Source organism: Collimonas sp. GW821-FHT07E08, from assembly GCF_059418905.1.
Window position 1 is genome coordinate 1 of sequence record NZ_JBWKQR010000008.1, and the last position, 15,900, is coordinate 15,900.

Annotated in this window: 13 protein-coding genes; 10 read left to right on the forward strand and 3 right to left on the reverse strand. The window is 61.6% G+C overall.

Features of this window, described 5'->3' with window-relative positions; genetic code table 11:
* A partial coding sequence (locus AC07RZ_RS11605) for a hypothetical protein (protein ID WP_494668024.1) occupies positions 1-231 on the forward strand: 231 nt, incomplete at its 5' end.
* On the opposite strand, the gene AC07RZ_RS11610 is transcribed toward AC07RZ_RS11605, so the two are convergent.
* The 3 genes from AC07RZ_RS11610 to AC07RZ_RS11620 all read right to left on the reverse strand — a co-directional run bounded on the left by AC07RZ_RS11610 (position 228) and on the right by AC07RZ_RS11620 (position 3,145).
* Positions 228-776, reverse strand: a complete 549-nt coding sequence (locus AC07RZ_RS11610) for an acyloxyacyl hydrolase (protein ID WP_092397195.1) — start codon at positions 774-776, stop codon at positions 228-230. The genes AC07RZ_RS11605 and AC07RZ_RS11610 overlap by 4 nt on opposite strands.
* A 190-nt stretch (positions 777-966) precedes the next feature.
* Positions 967-1,854 carry an SMP-30/gluconolactonase/LRE family protein gene (locus AC07RZ_RS11615; RefSeq protein ID WP_494668025.1) on the reverse strand — a complete coding sequence of 296 codons (888 nt, stop codon included), beginning with the start codon at positions 1,852-1,854 and terminating at the stop codon, positions 967-969.
* 97 nt (positions 1,855-1,951) lie between these two features.
* On the reverse strand, positions 1,952-3,145 hold the full coding sequence (locus AC07RZ_RS11620) for a M20 aminoacylase family protein (protein ID WP_494668026.1): 1,194 nt from the start codon (positions 3,143-3,145) through the stop codon (positions 1,952-1,954).
* A 141-nt stretch (positions 3,146-3,286) separates the two neighbouring features.
* Between AC07RZ_RS11620 and AC07RZ_RS11625 the strand changes: the two genes are divergently transcribed.
* From AC07RZ_RS11625 to AC07RZ_RS11665, 9 genes are all read left to right on the forward strand, one after another.
* Positions 3,287-4,858: an ABC transporter substrate-binding protein gene (locus AC07RZ_RS11625; protein WP_494668169.1), complete on the forward strand. Its 1,572-nt coding sequence runs from the start codon at positions 3,287-3,289 to the stop codon at positions 4,856-4,858.
* 69 nt (positions 4,859-4,927) lie between these two features.
* Positions 4,928-5,905: an ABC transporter permease gene (locus tag AC07RZ_RS11630; RefSeq protein ID WP_494668027.1), complete on the forward strand. Its 978-nt coding sequence runs from the start codon at positions 4,928-4,930 to the stop codon at positions 5,903-5,905.
* Position 5,906: 1 nt separating this feature from the next.
* The gene (locus tag AC07RZ_RS11635) at positions 5,907-6,818 is read left to right on the forward strand and encodes an ABC transporter permease (protein ID WP_494668028.1); all 912 of its coding nucleotides are present in this window, start codon (positions 5,907-5,909) and stop codon (positions 6,816-6,818) included.
* 7 nt (positions 6,819-6,825) lie between these two features.
* Positions 6,826-7,809, forward strand: a complete 984-nt coding sequence (locus tag AC07RZ_RS11640) for an ABC transporter ATP-binding protein (protein WP_494668029.1) — start codon at positions 6,826-6,828, stop codon at positions 7,807-7,809.
* Positions 7,806-8,846, forward strand: a complete 1,041-nt coding sequence (locus AC07RZ_RS11645; RefSeq protein WP_494668030.1) for an ABC transporter ATP-binding protein — start codon at positions 7,806-7,808, stop codon at positions 8,844-8,846. The genes AC07RZ_RS11640 and AC07RZ_RS11645 overlap by 4 nt, the downstream gene beginning before the upstream one ends.
* 10 nt (positions 8,847-8,856) lie before the next feature.
* Positions 8,857-10,050 carry an acetylornithine deacetylase gene (gene argE / locus AC07RZ_RS11650; RefSeq protein WP_144739496.1) on the forward strand — a complete coding sequence of 398 codons (1,194 nt, stop codon included), beginning with the start codon at positions 8,857-8,859 and terminating at the stop codon, positions 10,048-10,050.
* A gap of 73 nt (positions 10,051-10,123) precedes the next feature.
* Complete coding sequence (locus AC07RZ_RS11655; RefSeq protein WP_494668031.1) at positions 10,124-12,211, forward strand: molybdopterin-containing oxidoreductase family protein; 2,088 nt, start codon at positions 10,124-10,126, stop codon at positions 12,209-12,211.
* On the forward strand, positions 12,208-13,260 hold the full coding sequence (locus tag AC07RZ_RS11660) for an aminopeptidase (RefSeq protein ID WP_494668032.1): 1,053 nt from the start codon (positions 12,208-12,210) through the stop codon (positions 13,258-13,260). The genes AC07RZ_RS11655 and AC07RZ_RS11660 overlap by 4 nt, the downstream gene beginning before the upstream one ends.
* Before the next feature lie 24 nt (positions 13,261-13,284).
* Positions 13,285-15,900: an alpha/beta fold hydrolase gene (locus tag AC07RZ_RS11665; protein WP_494668033.1), complete on the forward strand. Its 2,616-nt coding sequence runs from the start codon at positions 13,285-13,287 to the stop codon at positions 15,898-15,900.

The following is a 15,900-nucleotide window of genomic DNA, read 5'->3' on the forward strand; positions in this document are numbered from 1 at the left end:
TGCGCCGATGATAGTGCTGCAACCAGTGTGAAAGTAGGTCATCGTCAGGCTTTTATTAAAAAACCCTCTGCATTCAATGTGCAGAGGGTTTTTGCTTTGCGCAAACGGTTTACGGCTCGCGTGGTAGTCGCATCGCAGGTTTGCTCTTTGTACTGCCAATCATTGAACGAAAAAAAGCCGGTCAGCTTGCGCGACCGGCTTTCCTGTATCTGGACTAAAGACTGGGCTTAGAACGGATAAGCTACCCGCAGCACTGCGAAGTTTGCACCGCTATTCGGTTTCTTGATGCCGCCATTGGAGAAATGCTGCAGCTTGAGGCCGACATCGAGGCCATTGCTGAACACGTAGCCGGTGCCGATGTGATCGCCAAACTCAAAAGCGGTAGAAAAGCGGCGGCTATTGTTGTCATACAGATGCGACATCAGGTGCACGCCGATGCCGGCTTCCCCATACAAGCCCTTTTTATCGTTGGACTGGAAACGGAACACCGGCGTGAAGCCGATATCAGTCAGGTTTTTCTTCTGGCCGGGAATATTCTGGTACTGGTTCTGGCGGAATTCAGCCAGGCTCAAATCCCAATAGCCGCCGACTTGCGTGCTGCTGCCTTGCCACAAGGCCGTGTTCCAATTCCATTGCGCAGCAACCCGGGCCAGCTGGCTCTTGTTCCCGGTGCCGAGTTCGAAGGACGCGGAGTCCACGGCGAAGCTGGTTGAGTGAACGCCGGCCAGCAGGCCGGCCGCGGCGAGGAGTTTGAGTCCGGTTTGTTTTTTTTGCATGAAAGACTTTCGAACGTAAAAAATAAAAAAAGCGAAACAAGTCGTCGCCGTATTCATAGGGAAGGCCGCGCAGGCCGCTTATCCAACTTGCCGCGGCGCGCGGCTACAGCCCTAAAGAATAGTCGAAAACCGGGATTGTTGCCGAACTACGGGTAAATCTTGTCGTAAAACTGTGAATGCCCGCCGCGAATCAGCCAAGGTAAGCCGGTTCGATCCTGCCCGGCACCTCGACCCGCAGCGACAGGATGCAGCCGGATGCGGGATATTTCTCCAGTTCCGCAGCACTGCGTTTTTCACTCACGCTGGTGATATACAGCGTACGCAGGTCAGCACCGCCGAACGCCATCATGGTCGGGCAGCGTACCGGCAGGATCACTTCCTGCAATACTTCGCCAGCGGGCGACAAGCGCAGCAGCCTGCCGCCCTCATACATTGCGCACCAATAGGCATCTTCACTATCCACCGCCGCGCCGTCAGGGCGGCCGCCGTAGTCGAGGGCGCTCTTATCCATGGCAAACTGTTTCAGCACCCGGCCCGCGCCGATGTTCCCGCTGGCCAAATCAAATTCATAGCTGCAGATCCGGTGCGCCGTAGTGTCGCTGTGATAAAGCGTACGGCTGTCGCCGCTGAAGCCAAGGCCATTGGACACGGTCACCGGATTGCCGGCAGGCCGCACGCGCCCCTTTTCAACGGCGTAGAGCTGAGCGCCGGCGTGGTCGCGCGGTTCGTAAATGGTGCCGGCCCAGAAACGGCCGGCGGCGTCGCAGCGGCCATCGTTAAAGCGGGCGGTGGCTGTGTTGTAAGGAGCATCGGCGATGTGTGTGAGCTCGCCATTGTCGGTATTCAAATGGACTACGCCGGTACGCATGGCGACGATCAGGCCGCCGCCTGCATGACGGCCGATGCAGCCGGGTTCGGCTGGGAGCTGCCACATCGCGTGGACGCCATCCGTGGGCCGCAGCCGATGCACTTGCATGGCTGAAATGTCGACCCAGTAAAGCGCAGCTTCGCCGGCGTGCCACAGCGGGCATTCGCCCAATTGCATAGGCTGGTCGAAGGCGATTTCAATTTGGTTCATGAGTATGGTCAATGAGGAGGAGCAGATGGATCGGGCATGCAATGCGAGGACGGTCGTCCTGGCGCTGCCCCGGTGCAAGGCCAGGGCAGCGCGCTCATTACATTTTCTTCAGGTACGTTTCCGCCAGGTTGACCCAGTAGCTGGCGCCGATCGGCAGCAGGTCGTCGTTGAAGTCGTAGCTGGCGTTGTGCAGGTTGCAGGGGCCGAGGCCGTGGCCGCCATCCCTGTGCGCGCCCTCGCCGTTGCCGATGAAGACGTAACAGCCAGGCTTGTTCTGCAGCATGAAGGCAAAATCCTCCGCGCCCATGGTTGGCTCCACCTGCGGATTGACATTGCCGTTGCCGACCATCGCCTGCAGCACTTCGACTACAAACGCAGTCTCCCTGGCATGATTGACCAGCGGCGGATAATTGCGGTGGAACTTGAACTCGACTTCAGCGCCAAAGGCGGCCGCGGTATGCTGCGCGATTTCCCGCATGCGCGCTTCGATCACGTCCAGCACCGCCACCGAAAAAGTCCGCACGGTGCCGATCAGCGTTGCTTCGTCGGGAATCACATTGGTGGCGCTGCCGCTGTGGATCTGCGTCACAGACAGGACCGCCGGATCGTTCGGATTGGTATTGCGCGAGACGATGGTCTGCCAGCTTTGCGCAATCTGCACCGCGACCATGACCGGGTCTATGCTTTTATGCGGCTGCGCGGCATGCGAGCCCTTGCCTTTGACGATTACCTCGAACTCGTTGCTGGACGCCATCATCGGACCCGGCGTCACGCCAAAACTGCCGGCCGGCATGCCTGGCCAGTTATGCATGCCGAACACCGCTTCCATCGGATATTGTTCGAACAGGCCGTCGTCGATCATGCGCTGCGCGCCGCCGCCGCCTTCCTCCGCCGGCTGGAAAATCAGATATACGGTGCCATCGAAATTGCGATGCTGCGCCAGGTGGTGGGCGGCGCCAAGCAGCATCGCCGTGTGGCCGTCATGTCCACAAGCGTGCATCTTGCCCTGATGTCGGGAGGCATGCGGAAAGGTATTCAATTCTTGCATGGGCAAGGCGTCCATGTCGGCGCGCAGGCCGATGGCGCGGTTGCTGCTGCCATTCTTCACGATGCCGACCACGCCAGTGACGCCCAGGCCGCGTACTATCGGAATCTGCCATTCGGTGAGTTTGCGGGCGACTACGTCAGAGGTTCGCTTTTCTTCGTAGTTGAGTTCGGGATGCGCATGCAAATCTCGTCGGATTGCCTGCAGTTCGGCCTGGAAGGCGATGATGGGGTCAATCAAATTCATGTTGTGCTCCTGATATGTGGCACGCCTTTTGCCTACAAAAATGGTGCATGGCGTAACGTCCAGAATGTGTATATTACGCCTACACGGTCCATCGGTGTTCACTCACAGGAGAGCATTATGCGTCTGATGTCATGGCCAGGAATGGGATTGCGTGTATTGCAGCTGGCTTCCTGCCTGCTGTTGCTGGCGCCGTTAGGCCCTCCAGCCGCGGCGCAGGAATTCAGGCTGGCGATGAGTTCGCCGCCGACCTCGATGGATCCTCACTTCTATAATTTATTTCCTAACATCAACGTTTCCGACCACATTTTCGAGCAGCTGGTCGCAATGGATGCCGACAGCCATATCATTCCCGCGCTGGCCGAGTCCTGGACCCTGGTGAACAAGCTGACCTGGGAATTCAAGCTGCGCAAAGGCGCCAAGTTCCACGACGGCAGTCCGCTGACCGCCGAGGACGTAGCCTGGTCGCTGGACCGGCCGGCCACCATCGTCGGCAGCCCGGGGAAATTCGATACCTACACCAAAGCCATCATCAACAAGAAAATCATCGATCCGTACACGATCCAGCTCACCACCAGGGAGCCGTATCCGCTGTTGCTGGCCGACCTGACTTCGATCTATATCGTCTCCAAGAAAGCGACCCAAGGCTTGAGCAGCGACGATTTCGCCAGCGGCAAGGGCATGGTGGGCACCGGGCCATTCAAGTTCGTCAGATTCCAGCGCGACGACAGGATAGAGCTGGAGCGCAATGACGACTACTGGGGCAAGAAGCCGGCCTGGAGCAAGGTCACCCTGCGTTTCATCCCGAACGATGCGACCCGCCTGGCGGCGCTGCTGGCCGGCGACGTGCAAGCCATCGAAAACGTGCCGACGCCGGACCTGGCGAAAGTCCGGGCAGATAAAAACCTAAGCTTTTACTCCAAGGTATCGCACCGGGTGATCTATCTGTATCCCGACACCCGCCGCGAAAAGTCGCCATTTGTCACCGACAAGGACGGCAAGCCGCTCGACAAGAACCCGCTGATGGATGTGCGGGTGCGCCGGGCCTTGTCGATCGCCATCAACCGCGACGCGATTCGCGACCGGGTCATGGAAGGTTTGTCGGAACCGACCATCAACCTGGTGCCGGCCGCCTTGTTTGGCCACAATCCGAATCTCAAACCACCCAAGTACGATCCTGACGCAGCCAAAAAACTGCTGGCCGAAGCCGGTTATCCCAACGGTTTTGGCTTGACCTTGCATACGCCGAACAACCGCTACATCAACGACGAGAAAATCGCGCAGACCATCGCCCAGATGTGGTCGCGCATCGGCATCGCCACCAAGGTCGAGGGTGCGCCGATGTCGGTATATGCGGCGCGCGGCGCCAAGAGCGAATACTCGATCGGCCTGCTGGGCTGGGGCGCCCAGACCGGCGAAGCATCGTCGCCGCTGCGGGCGATGGTAGCTTGCGACAATCCGGCCAAGGGCATGGGAGCGGTCAACTGGCTGAAATACTGCAACCCGAAAATGGACGCGGTGCTGGCCAAGGCCCTCAACAGCGTGGACGACAAAGAGCGCTCCAGCCTGTTGCAGCAAGCCACGGCAATGGTCATCGACGACGGCGGCGTGATCCCGATCCACCAGCAAGTGACCACATGGGCCGCAAAAAAAGGTATCGTATATATCCCGCGCACCGACGAGCGTACCCACGCTTATCAGTTCTACCCGCAATAAGAACGATGCGCATATCCGCTCACGCGAGGTGGCGAGCGGATTTTTTTATGGATGAATCTAGGATAAACGATGCTGGCTTTTATTATCCGCCGCGTATTGCAAAGCCTGGTCGTGCTGCTGGTGATGTCATTGCTGGTGTTTGTCGGAGTGTATGCGATCGGCAATCCGATCGATGTGCTGATCAGTCCCGACGCCGACCAGATCGAACGCGCCAAGGTGATCGTCGCCTTCGGTCTCGACAAGCCGCTCTGGCTGCAGTATTTCATCTTCCTGAAGAACGCTGCCGGCGGCGACCTGGGGCGCTCGTTCGCCTATTCGACGCCGGCGCTGAGCCTGATTTTCGAGCGCATGCCGGCCACGCTGGAACTGTCGTCGGCAGCGATCCTGCTGTCGGTCGTGCTGGGCTTGCCCTTGGGCCTGCTCGCCGGCTTGCGGCCGAACGGCCTGGTCGGTAAAGCCATCATGGCGGTGTCCATCCTCGGTTTTTCATTGCCGACGTTCTGGGTCGGCCTGATGCTGATCATGGTGTTCGCAGTGCAGCTGGGCTGGCTGCCGACCAGCGGCCGCGGCGAGACGCAATTGCTGTTCGGCGTGCCGGTCAGCTTTCTCAGCTGGGACGGCCTGCGCCATCTGCTGATGCCGGCCTTCAACCTGGCGCTGTTCAACATCGCCCTGGTGATCCGGCTGACGCGCTCCGGCGCCCAGGAAGCGCTGATGCAGGACTACGTGAAATTTGCCCGCGCCAAAGGCTTGCGCAACAGCCGCATCATCGGTGTCCATGTCTTGAAGAATATCCTGATCCCGATCGTCACCGTGGTGGCGCTGCAGTTCGGATCGATCATCGCCTTTTCGATCGTCACCGAAACAGTGTTTGCCTGGCCTGGCATGGGCAAGCTGATCATCGATTCGATCCGCGTGCTGGACCGGCCGGTGATCGTCGCTTACCTGCTGCTGATCGTCACCATTTTCATCCTGATCAACCTGGTGGTGGACATGCTGTATTCCTTGCTCGATCCACGCGTGCGCCTGGCAGAAAGCAAAGGCTGAGATGGAACCGACACCAATACCAACACGCAACATGGCGGAAACACCCTGGCAACGTTTTCTGCGCAATTTTTTTGGCAGCAGGATCGCCACTGCTGGTTTCGTGCTGCTGGCGCTGATCGTGCTGGCGGCGATATTCGCGCCCGTCATCTCGCCCCAGAATCCTTACGACCTGGCCAAGCTGGATGTGATGGACTCGCGCCTGGAGCCGGGGCAGGCGTCGGTCGACGGCAGCATGACCTACCTGCTCGGCACTGATGACCAGGGCCGCGACATGCTGTCGGCGATCTTGTACGGGATACGCATCTCGGTGATGGTGGGCGTGGTCAGCACCATCATTGCCCTGTCGCTGGGCTTGACGCTAGGACTGCTTGCCGGCTACGCCGGAGGCCGCATCGAAGCATTCATCATGCGGGTCGCGGATATCCAGCTATCGTTCCCGCCCATTCTGATCGCATTGATCCTGCTGGCATTGACCGGACGCGGCATCGACAAGATCATCATCGCGCTGGTGGCGGTGCAGTGGGCCTATTACGCACGCACCGCACGCAGTGCGGCGCTGGTGGAACGGAAGAAGGAATACATCGAAGCCGCGACCGCGCTTGGCCTGTCGCCGTTACGCATCATGTTCCGCCATCTGCTGCCAAATTGCCTGCCGCCGCTGATCGTGGTGGCCGCCCTGCAGGTGGCGTCTGCGATTTCGCTGGAAGCGACCCTGTCTTTCCTCGGCCTCGGCTTGCCGATCACCGAACCCTCGCTTGGCTTGCTGATCGCCAACGGCTTCCAGTACCTGCTGTCCGGAAAATACTGGATCAGCGTGTTTCCCGGCATTGCCCTGCTAGTGACTGTGATGACCATCAACCTGGTGGCGGACCAGTTGCGCGATGTCCTCAATCCGCGCCTGCAGACGCAATAGGATCGATATGGACACGACACTGACAGTCAATAACCTGCAGACCCAGTTTGCCACCCGCGCCGGCCTGGTGAAGGCGGTCGACCAGGTTTCGTTTTCCGTCAAGCGCGGCGAGATCATGGGCCTGGTCGGCGAATCCGGATCCGGGAAATCGATGACAGGTTATTCCATCATGGGCCTGATCGATGCGCCGGGAAAAATCGTCGCCGGTGAAATCCTGCTGCAAGGCCGCGACCTGCGCAGCTTGTCGGCGGAAGCCATGCGCAAGATCCGCGGCAACCGGATCGCCATGATTTTCCAGGATCCGATGATGACATTGAACCCGGTGCTGCGCATCGACACCCAGATGATGGAAGCGGTGCGCGCGCACCAGGACGTCAGCCGGATGGTGGCGCGCGAGATGTCGCGCGAAGCGCTGGTGCGGGTCGGCATTCCGTCGCCGGATGAACGCCTGCAGGCATATCCCCACCAGTTTTCAGGCGGCATGCGGCAACGGGTGGCGATTGCGATTGCCCTGCTCAACCAGCCTGACCTGATTATCTGCGACGAGCCGACCACGGCGCTGGATGTGACGATACAGGGGCAGATCCTGTACGAGATGCAGAAACTGTGCCGCGAATCCGGCACGGCCCTGATCTGGATCACCCACGATCTATCGGTGGTGGCCGGGTTGGCCGATACCGTATCGGTGATGTACGCCGGCCGCATCGTCGAAAGCGGCACGGTGCAGCAAGTGCTGGAACATCCGCGCCATCCTTACACCCACGGCCTGATCGCCTCGGCGCCGTCGCGCAATCCGCGCGGCCAGCCGCTGCAGCAGATCCCCGGCATGACGCCGTCGCTGCTGAACCTGCCGGAAGGCTGCGCATTCCGCACGCGCTGCGCACATGCCACCGTTGAATGCGCGCAGACGCCGCAATTGCGCGAAGTCGAGCAGCGCATGCTGCGCTGCTGGCATCCATTGCGGGATAGCGTGGCGGAGGCCGTGACATGAGCCAGGCCGCAGAAAAAAACATGGGGCAGCCGGCGCCGGCTGCCAACCTGCTGGAACTGCAGGCGGTCAGCAAGCAGTTCGTCAAGACGCTCGACAGCGGGGCCAGGATCGCCAACCTGTTCGGCGCCGGCATGCAGCAGGAAGTGGTGCATGCGGTGGATGAGGTGAGCCTGGGCATCAAGCGCGGCGAGGTGGTCGGGCTGGTCGGCGAATCCGGTTGCGGCAAGTCGACGTTGGGGCGGATGGCGGTCGGCTTGCACAGCCTCACTGCCGGCACGCGGTTATGGAAAGGCCAGTCATTGGAACAGCTGGACGTTGCTGAAAGGCGCAAGAAGCAGCTGGCGATCCAGATGATTTTCCAGGACCCCTACGCCTCGCTCAATCCGCGCATGCGGGTGCAGGACATCGTCGGTGAAGCGCCGCTGGTGCATGGCATGGTCGATGCATCGCAGCAGCGCGACTACGTGGAAAACCTGTTGCAGCGGGTAGGCCTGGACGGCGCCATGCTGCGTCGTTTCCCGCACCAGTTTTCCGGCGGCCAGCGCGCCCGCGTGGGCATTGCGCGCGCACTTGCCGTCAAGCCGGAATTCCTGGTTTGCGACGAGGCGGTGGCGGCGCTGGACGTATCGATCCAGGCCCAGGTGCTGAATCTGTTCATCAAGCTGCGCGACGAGCTGGACCTGACATACTTGTTCATCAGTCATGACCTCGGCGTGGTGCGCCATTTGTCAGACAGGGTGGTGATCATGTATCTTGGGCGTATCGTTGAATCGGCTTCCGCTGATACGGTATTTGCCCGCGCCAATCATCCGTATACCCAGGCGCTGCTGGCATCGGCGCCCAAGCTGGAAGTCCGCCGCACGGAATTTTTTGCGGTAAAGGGAGAAATCCCGTCGCCGCTGCACCCGCCTCCGGGCTGCCATTTCCATCCGCGCTGCCCGCATGCGATGCCGCGCTGTAAAGTAGAAAAGCCGGCCTTGAAAGAAGTCGGCGCCAAACATTTTTCCGCCTGCCATCTCAATGATGGCCTGGCATAGAGGACAGGATATGAACACTACCGGATCGACTCCTTCGGCTGAAGTCATGGCCATGATAGAACGCCTGATTGCATTCCAGACCGTATCGCGCGATTCCAACCTGGGATTGATCGAATGGACTCGCGATTACCTGGCTGGCCTTGGCGTCAAGTCGCGCCTGACCTACGACGCCAGCGGCAAGAAAGCCAACCTGTTTGCAACCCTGGGCGAAGGCCCGAAACCTGGTTTGATCTTGTCCGGCCACACCGACGTGGTGCCGGTCGAAGGCCAGGCCTGGGACAGCGATCCATTCAAGGCGACCATCAAGGACGGCCTGCTGTACGGCCGCGGCTCCGCCGACATGAAAAGCTATATTGCCACGGCCTTGGCGCTGGCGCCGCAATTCCTGGCTGCGAACATGGCGGCGCCCTTGCATTTTGCGCTGTCGTATGACGAAGAAGTGGGCTGCATCGGCGTGCAAGGCTTGATCAAGGATTTGCAGGAGCTGGGGCTGAAGCCGGCGGCCTGCATCGTCGGCGAACCGACCACGATGCAGCCGATCATTGCGCACAAGGGCACGCATCGTTTCCGCTGCTGCGTCCGCGGCCGCGAAGCGCATTCCAGTTACACCACCATGGGCGTCAACGCGATCGAGTATGCGGCGCGCATCATCGTCTACATCCGCCAGATGGCAGACAGGTTTGCCCAGCTGGAAACGCGCGACTACGGTTTCACCGTGCCCTACACCACCATGCAGACCGGCCTGATCCAGGGCGGCCTGGCAGCGAATATCGTGCCCAAGGACTGCAAATTCGACTTCGAGGCGCGCACCATGCCGGGCATCGATGTTGAACGCCTGTACCGGGAAATCCAGGATTTCGCCGCCACGCTGCTGCCTGAAATGCAAAAGGTGGAGCCGAACGCCGCCATCGACTTTGAATGGCTGGCTTCCGCCCCCGGCCTGAACATGCAGGAGAGCGACGCCGTGGTGCAGCTGGCGGCGGCGCTGGCGCGCAACAAGCCCAACGGCGCGGTTTCCTACGGCACCGAGGCCGGCCTGTTCCAGCGCGCGGGCATTCCTACCGTGATCTGCGGCCCCGGCAGCATCGAGCAGGCGCACCGGCCGAACGAGTTCGTGGCGCTGGAGCAGCTGGTGCAATGCGAAGCCTTCATGCTGCGCCTGATGGATCCAGAGATGCAGTTGCCCGCCGCAAAGCAGGCCTAAGCCGTCAAATGCAGCTTGTTTGGGCGGATTTTGCTAAAGTAGCGGATTGAAGCACCTTGGTTCCAATGACATTATGACTACTGCTACCGTCCGTGCCGCTTGCCCGCACGATTGCCCCGATACCTGCGCGCTGCTGGTGACCGTCACCGATGGCGTCGCCACCGAAGTGCGCGGCGATCCGGATCACCCGACCACCGCCGGCGTGCTGTGCACCAAGGTCGCGCGCTATACCGAACGGACTTACCACAAGGACCGCCTGCTGCATCCGCTCAAGCGGGTCGGCAACAAGGGCGAAGGGAAATTCGTACAGATCAGCTGGGACGAAGCGATCACGACGATTGCCGGGCGGCTGGGCCAGATCGCTGCGCGCAATCCGCAAGCCATCCTGCCGTACAGCTACGCCGGCACCATGGGCCTGGTGCAGGGCGAGTCGATGGCGATGCGTTTTTTCAACCGCATCGGCGCTTCGCTGCTGGACCGCACCATCTGCGCCTCGGCCGGCGGCACCGGCTACAAATATACGATAGGCGCCAGGATCGGCACCGATCTCGAACAGTTCCAGAACGCCAGGCTGATCCTGATCTGGGGCGGCAACCCGATTGCTTCCAACCTGCATTTCTGGATGCGCGCGCAGGAAGCCAAGCGGCGCGGCGCCAAGCTGATCGCGATCGATCCCTACCGCTCCCTGAGCGCCGACAAATGCCATCAGCACATCGCCTTGCTGCCTGGGACGGATTCGGCCCTGGCGCTCGGCATGATGCACGTGCTGATCGCGGAAGACTTGCTGGACCATGACTACATCGCGCAATACACGCTGGGTTTCGAGCAGCTGAAACAGCAGGTGTCGAGCTGGACGCCGCAGAAGACTGCCGAAGTGTGCGGCATCAGCGCCGACGAAGTGCTGGGACTGGCGCGCGACTACGGCGGCGCCGCGCTGCGCGGCGAGGCGGCGGCGATTCGCGTCAACTACGGTTTGCAGCGCGTGCACGGCGGCGGCATGGCGGTACGCAACATCACTTGCCTGCCGGCGCTGGTCGGCGCCTGGCGCCATGCGGCAGGCGGCGTGCAGCTGTCGACCTCGGACAGCTTTCCAAAGAATAACCAGTTCCTGCAGCGTCCCGATTTCCTGACCCGGCAAGGACTGGCGCCGCGCACCATCAACATGAGCACCATCGGCGACGATCTGCTGCGCGAAGCATCGCCGGAGTTCGGGCCGAAAATCGAAGCGCTGATCGTGTACAACTCGAATCCGGTAGCCATCGCGCCCGAATCCGGCGCCGTCGCCCGCGGTTTTGCGCGGGAAGATTTGTTCACCGTGGTGCTGGAGCATTTCCAGACCGATACCGCCGACTATGCCGATATCGTGCTGCCGGCGACCACCCAGCTGGAACACGTGGACGCCCACTCGGCATACGGCCACTTGTACATGCTGGCGAATAATGCTGCCATCGCGCCGCTGGGCGAAGCCAAGCCGAATACCGAAATATTCCGCCTGCTGGCGGCACGCATGGGTTTCGACGACGCCTGCTTCCGCGAAAGCGACGATGAAATCGCAGCACAGGCATTCGACCGGAAAAATGAGCGGGCGATCCATTTCGATTGGGACGCCTTGAAACAAAAAGGCTGGCAAAAACTGAACGTGCCGGATGCGCCGTTCGCCAACGGCGGCTTTCCGACGCCGTCCGGCAAATGCGAATTCTATAGCGCGCAAATGCTGAAAGACGGGCTCGATCCGTTGCCGGCTTATATCGCGCCGTATGAATCGCTGGCCAGCAATCCGGAGCTGGCCAGGAAGTACCCGCTGGCGATGATTTCGCCGCCCGCGCGCAATTTCCTCAACTCCAGTTTCGTCAACGTGAAGAGCCTGCGCGACACCGAAGGCGAGCCGCACCTGGACATGCATCCGGCCGACGCCGAAGCAAGAGCCCTGGCCAGCGGCGATACCGTGCGCATCTACAACGACCGCGGCAGTTTCAACGCCAGGCTGAGAGTGACCGACAAGGCGCGGATCGGACTGGTGGTGGGCTTGTCGATCTGGTGGAAAAAAATGGCCAGCGACGGCAAGAACGCCAACGAGGTGACCAGCCAGCGCCTGACCGACATGGGCCGGGCGCCGACCTTCTACGATGTCCTGGTGGAAGTGGAAAAAGCGCTCGCATGAATGCGCGGCTGCCCACGGTCCTGCTGCTCGCCGTGCTGGCAGCCGGTTGCGCCCAGCTTGCCTATTACGGGCAGGCGGCGAACGGCCAGTTCTCCCTGCTGGACCGGGCCCATCCGGTTGACGAATGGCTGGCCGATCCGAGCGTCGATGCCGGCCTCAAGGCCAAGCTCAGGCTCACCAAGCAGATCCGCCGCTTCGCGGTAACCGACCTGGACCTGCCGGACAACCGCAGCTATACCGAATATGCCGACCTGCAGCGGCGCTTCGCCTTGTGGAATGTGATTGCGGCGCCGGCCTTGTCGCTGGAGCCCAAGCAGTGGTGTTTCCCGATTGCCGGCTGCGTCAACTACCGCGGTTATTTCAGCCAGGAAGCGGCGCAGAAGTTTGCCGCCAGCCTGCGCCAGCAAGGCTACGACGTCCAAGTCAGCGGCGTGCCGGCCTACTCCACGCTCGGCTGGTTTAACGACCCGCTGCTGTCGACCTTTATCCGCTATCCCGACGGCGAGCTGGCGCGCCTGGTTTTCCACGAGCTGGCGCACCAGACGGTGTACGCCAAGGACGATACGCAATTCAACGAATCGTTTGCCACCACGGTCGAGCAAGTCGGCGTCGAGCGCTGGCTGGCGGCGGTTGGCAGCCAAAAGACGCGCGACGCCTACGTCCAGTTTGAAGGACGCAAGGAACAGTTCCTGGCGCTTCTGCTGCAGTACCGGCAACGGCTGGCAAGCAACTACGCGAGCGGGCTCAGCGATGCGCAAAAGCTGCAGCAGAAGGCGGCGCTTTTCCTCGCCCTGCAAGCGGATTACCGGGTGCTCAAGGTAAAGTGGGGCGGCTACGCCGGCTACGACCACTGGTTCGCCGAACCGTTGTCGAACGCCCATCTGGCGCTGGTGGCGACCTATTACGACCTGGTGCCCGGTTTCAAGGCTTTGCTGGCCCAGCAGCAGACCCTGAAGAAATTCTATGCAGCGGTCGCCGAACTGGCGGCGCTCAACAAGGAAGAAAGGCATCGCCGGCTGGAAGAGCTGGCAAAATCTCGGCCCACATAATTGCATCTTGGTTACAATGCCAAGATGACATTTAACGCCGACCTGCACCGCAGCACGCTGAAACTGCCGAACCGCCTGGCGCGCAACGGCAACGGGGTATATGACGGTGCGCTGGAAATGAGCGTGCTGGATGCCGGCCCGGAATACGGCCGCGGACCGCGCGACCAGCAGCCCACCATGGTCTTCATCCACGGCTTCGGCGGCCGCGCGGCATACTGGGAATACCAGCTGGAACAGTTCCAGCTTGACTACCGGGTGATTGCGCTCGACCTGCGCGGCCACGGCTACAGCGATGCGCCGACGGCGGCTGAAGGCGCCAGCTACGATGTGCCGGAACTGGTCGCCGACATCGCCGCCGCGCTGGACCAGCTGGAAGTGCCGCAGCGTTTCATCCTGGTGTGCCACTCGTTCGGCGGCGCGCTGTCGGCCTATTTCCTGAAGCAGTTTCCGCAGCGCGTGTCGGCGCTGGTCATGATCGCCTCGGCAGCGCGTTTTCGCCTGCGCCTGGCCGGCCGCATTGTGCTGCGCATGCCGCCGCGCATATTCGATATGGTGCGCAAGCTGATGCCGTATGCCGGCATCACCGCGGCCCGCATTTATCCGCCGTCGCACGTGGTCTACCTGCAAAACCGCAATGCCTTGTTACCGTGGGACGGCAGCGAATACCTGCGCGCGATCGCGGTGCCGACGCTGGTGATCCTCGGCCACCGCGACATCCTGTTCGACGAAGCCGCCTACAAGGAAGTGGCGCGCCTGATCCCTGGCGCGGAAGAGCTGGTGGTGCCGGTATCCGCGCACCAGGTGATGGTAGAGCGGCCCGATGCGGTCAACCGCGCCATCCAGCGCTTCCTGCAGATGCAGTCCGATCCGTCCGAGCTGGCGGAGCGGCGGGCGCGGCAAAAAGCCGAACGGCGCGCCGCCCGCAAGCAGCTTGAGGCGGAACGCCCGTGGCTGAAATTCTACGATGCCCGCACGCCGTACCGCATCAAGATGCCGACCGTGGCTCTGCCGCGCTTGCTGGAAGCGACCGCCAGGCGCTTCGGCAAGACCACGGCGCTGTCTTACCGCGGCGGCAAGATCGACTGGCGCGAACTGGACCGGCAAGCCAACCGGTTTGCCCATGGCTTGCTCGACATGCGCATCAAGCCCGGCGAGCGGGTCTTGCTGGCCTTGCCGAACATGCCGTCTTTGGTGATCGCCTATTTCGGCATCCTCAAGGCCGGCGCTGTCGCGGTGCTCAGCGACGCCGCCACGCCCAAGGAAATCCTGCTGACGCGGATCGCGGATGCCGGCGCCGTCATGCTGGTGACCACCACCGACCGCTATGATGAATTGCGCGACGAACTGCAAGGCGACCGCCGCGCAGCCGGCTTGCGGCGCGTGATATTCGCATCGATGATCGACCACATGGGCTGGCGCGAAAAACTGAAATTCGCCGCCTTGCATCATGTGCAGGAAGGGCATTGGCTGCCCTGGTTCCGCCAGGACAAGCAGCATCGCCGGCATGAGCGGCGCTACCTGAAATTCAAGCAGGTGCTGGGGCGCAGCTCGGTCGCGCCGACCGAGCTGGCGCAGGATGCCGGCGATATCGCGGTGGTGGTTTACACCTACGGCGCCAGCGGCACGCCGCTGCCGGTCGCGCTGTCGCACCGCAACCTGGCGTCGAACGCCTTGCAGCTGCGCCATTGGCTGCCGGAATCGCGGCCGGGCGACGAACGCTTCCTGGCGCAGCAATCCTTGGCCAGCGCCTATGGGCTGACCGGCTTGCTGCACCTTGGCGTTTATCTGGGGGCGACCCTGATCCTGCTGCCGGGGCCGGAGCTGGAGCCCTTGTTAAAGACGGTCAAGAAGATGCGGCCGACCTATTTCCCCACCACGCCGCGCATGGTGCGCGAACTGGCGCACACGCCGGGCATACGGCGTTACGGCCTGGCGTCGATCCGGGTGTGCGCGGTCAGCGGTTCGCCGCTGGCCCAGGAAATCCGCGAAGAATTTGAAAAGCTGACGCGCGGCCGCCTGGTCGAAGCCTATGGCCTTACCGAAGCATCGCCGGCGGTGCTGGCCATGCCGCTGGCGGCGCGGCGCATCCAGGGAGTGGTCGGCATACCGTTGCCGGACACGGAAGTGAAAGTGGTCGACCTGGATACCGGCGCCGAGTTGCCCAGCGATACCCTGGGAGAGTTATGGGTGCGCGGGCCGCAGCTGTTCTCGGGCTACGACCATGGTCCTGCCGGCGCCGCCGGACAGGGCGCATCGGCCTTGAACCTGATTGCCAGGAAGATAAGCAAGGAACGCCTGCACGACGGCTGGCTGGCCACCGGCGATGTCGCCAGCATCGACGAAGACGGTTTTGTTTCCATCATCGACCGCAAGAGTAATATGGGGATACGGGGCGGGCAGCGCGTGTTTCCGCGGCAGATCGAAGAGGTCCTGTTCGAGCATCCCGCGGTGGCGGTTGCCCATGTGAAATGGAGTCCGGACGAGGAGGGCGTCCAGCACCTGCGGGCCGAGGTTCTGTTGCATCACAACATGAAGCTTGGCGCCGATGATTTGCTCAAATATGCATCAAAACGCTTGCATGCCAGCGCTTTGCCCGATAGCATCGCGGTAGAACAAAAAAATACAACCGTGCTTTTTTAG

Coding starts and splice junctions, on each gene's coding strand:
- AC07RZ_RS11610 (WP_092397195.1), bottom strand. CDS start 776: ATGCAAAAAAAACAAACCGGACTCAAACTCCTCGCCGCGGCCGGCCTG.
- AC07RZ_RS11615 (WP_494668025.1), bottom strand. CDS start 1,854: ATGAACCAAATTGAAATCGCCTTCGACCAGCCTATGCAATTGGGCGAA.
- AC07RZ_RS11620 (WP_494668026.1), bottom strand. CDS start 3,145: ATGAATTTGATTGACCCCATCATCGCCTTCCAGGCCGAACTGCAGGCA.
- AC07RZ_RS11625 (WP_494668169.1), top strand. CDS start 3,287: ATGGGATTGCGTGTATTGCAGCTGGCTTCCTGCCTGCTGTTGCTGGCG.
- AC07RZ_RS11630 (WP_494668027.1), top strand. CDS start 4,928: ATGCTGGCTTTTATTATCCGCCGCGTATTGCAAAGCCTGGTCGTGCTG.
- AC07RZ_RS11635 (WP_494668028.1), top strand. CDS start 5,907: ATGGAACCGACACCAATACCAACACGCAACATGGCGGAAACACCCTGG.
- AC07RZ_RS11640 (WP_494668029.1), top strand. CDS start 6,826: ATGGACACGACACTGACAGTCAATAACCTGCAGACCCAGTTTGCCACC.
- AC07RZ_RS11645 (WP_494668030.1), top strand. CDS start 7,806: ATGAGCCAGGCCGCAGAAAAAAACATGGGGCAGCCGGCGCCGGCTGCC.
- argE (WP_144739496.1), top strand. CDS start 8,857: ATGAACACTACCGGATCGACTCCTTCGGCTGAAGTCATGGCCATGATA.
- AC07RZ_RS11655 (WP_494668031.1), top strand. CDS start 10,124: ATGACTACTGCTACCGTCCGTGCCGCTTGCCCGCACGATTGCCCCGAT.
- AC07RZ_RS11660 (WP_494668032.1), top strand. CDS start 12,208: ATGAATGCGCGGCTGCCCACGGTCCTGCTGCTCGCCGTGCTGGCAGCC.
- AC07RZ_RS11665 (WP_494668033.1), top strand. CDS start 13,285: ATGACATTTAACGCCGACCTGCACCGCAGCACGCTGAAACTGCCGAAC.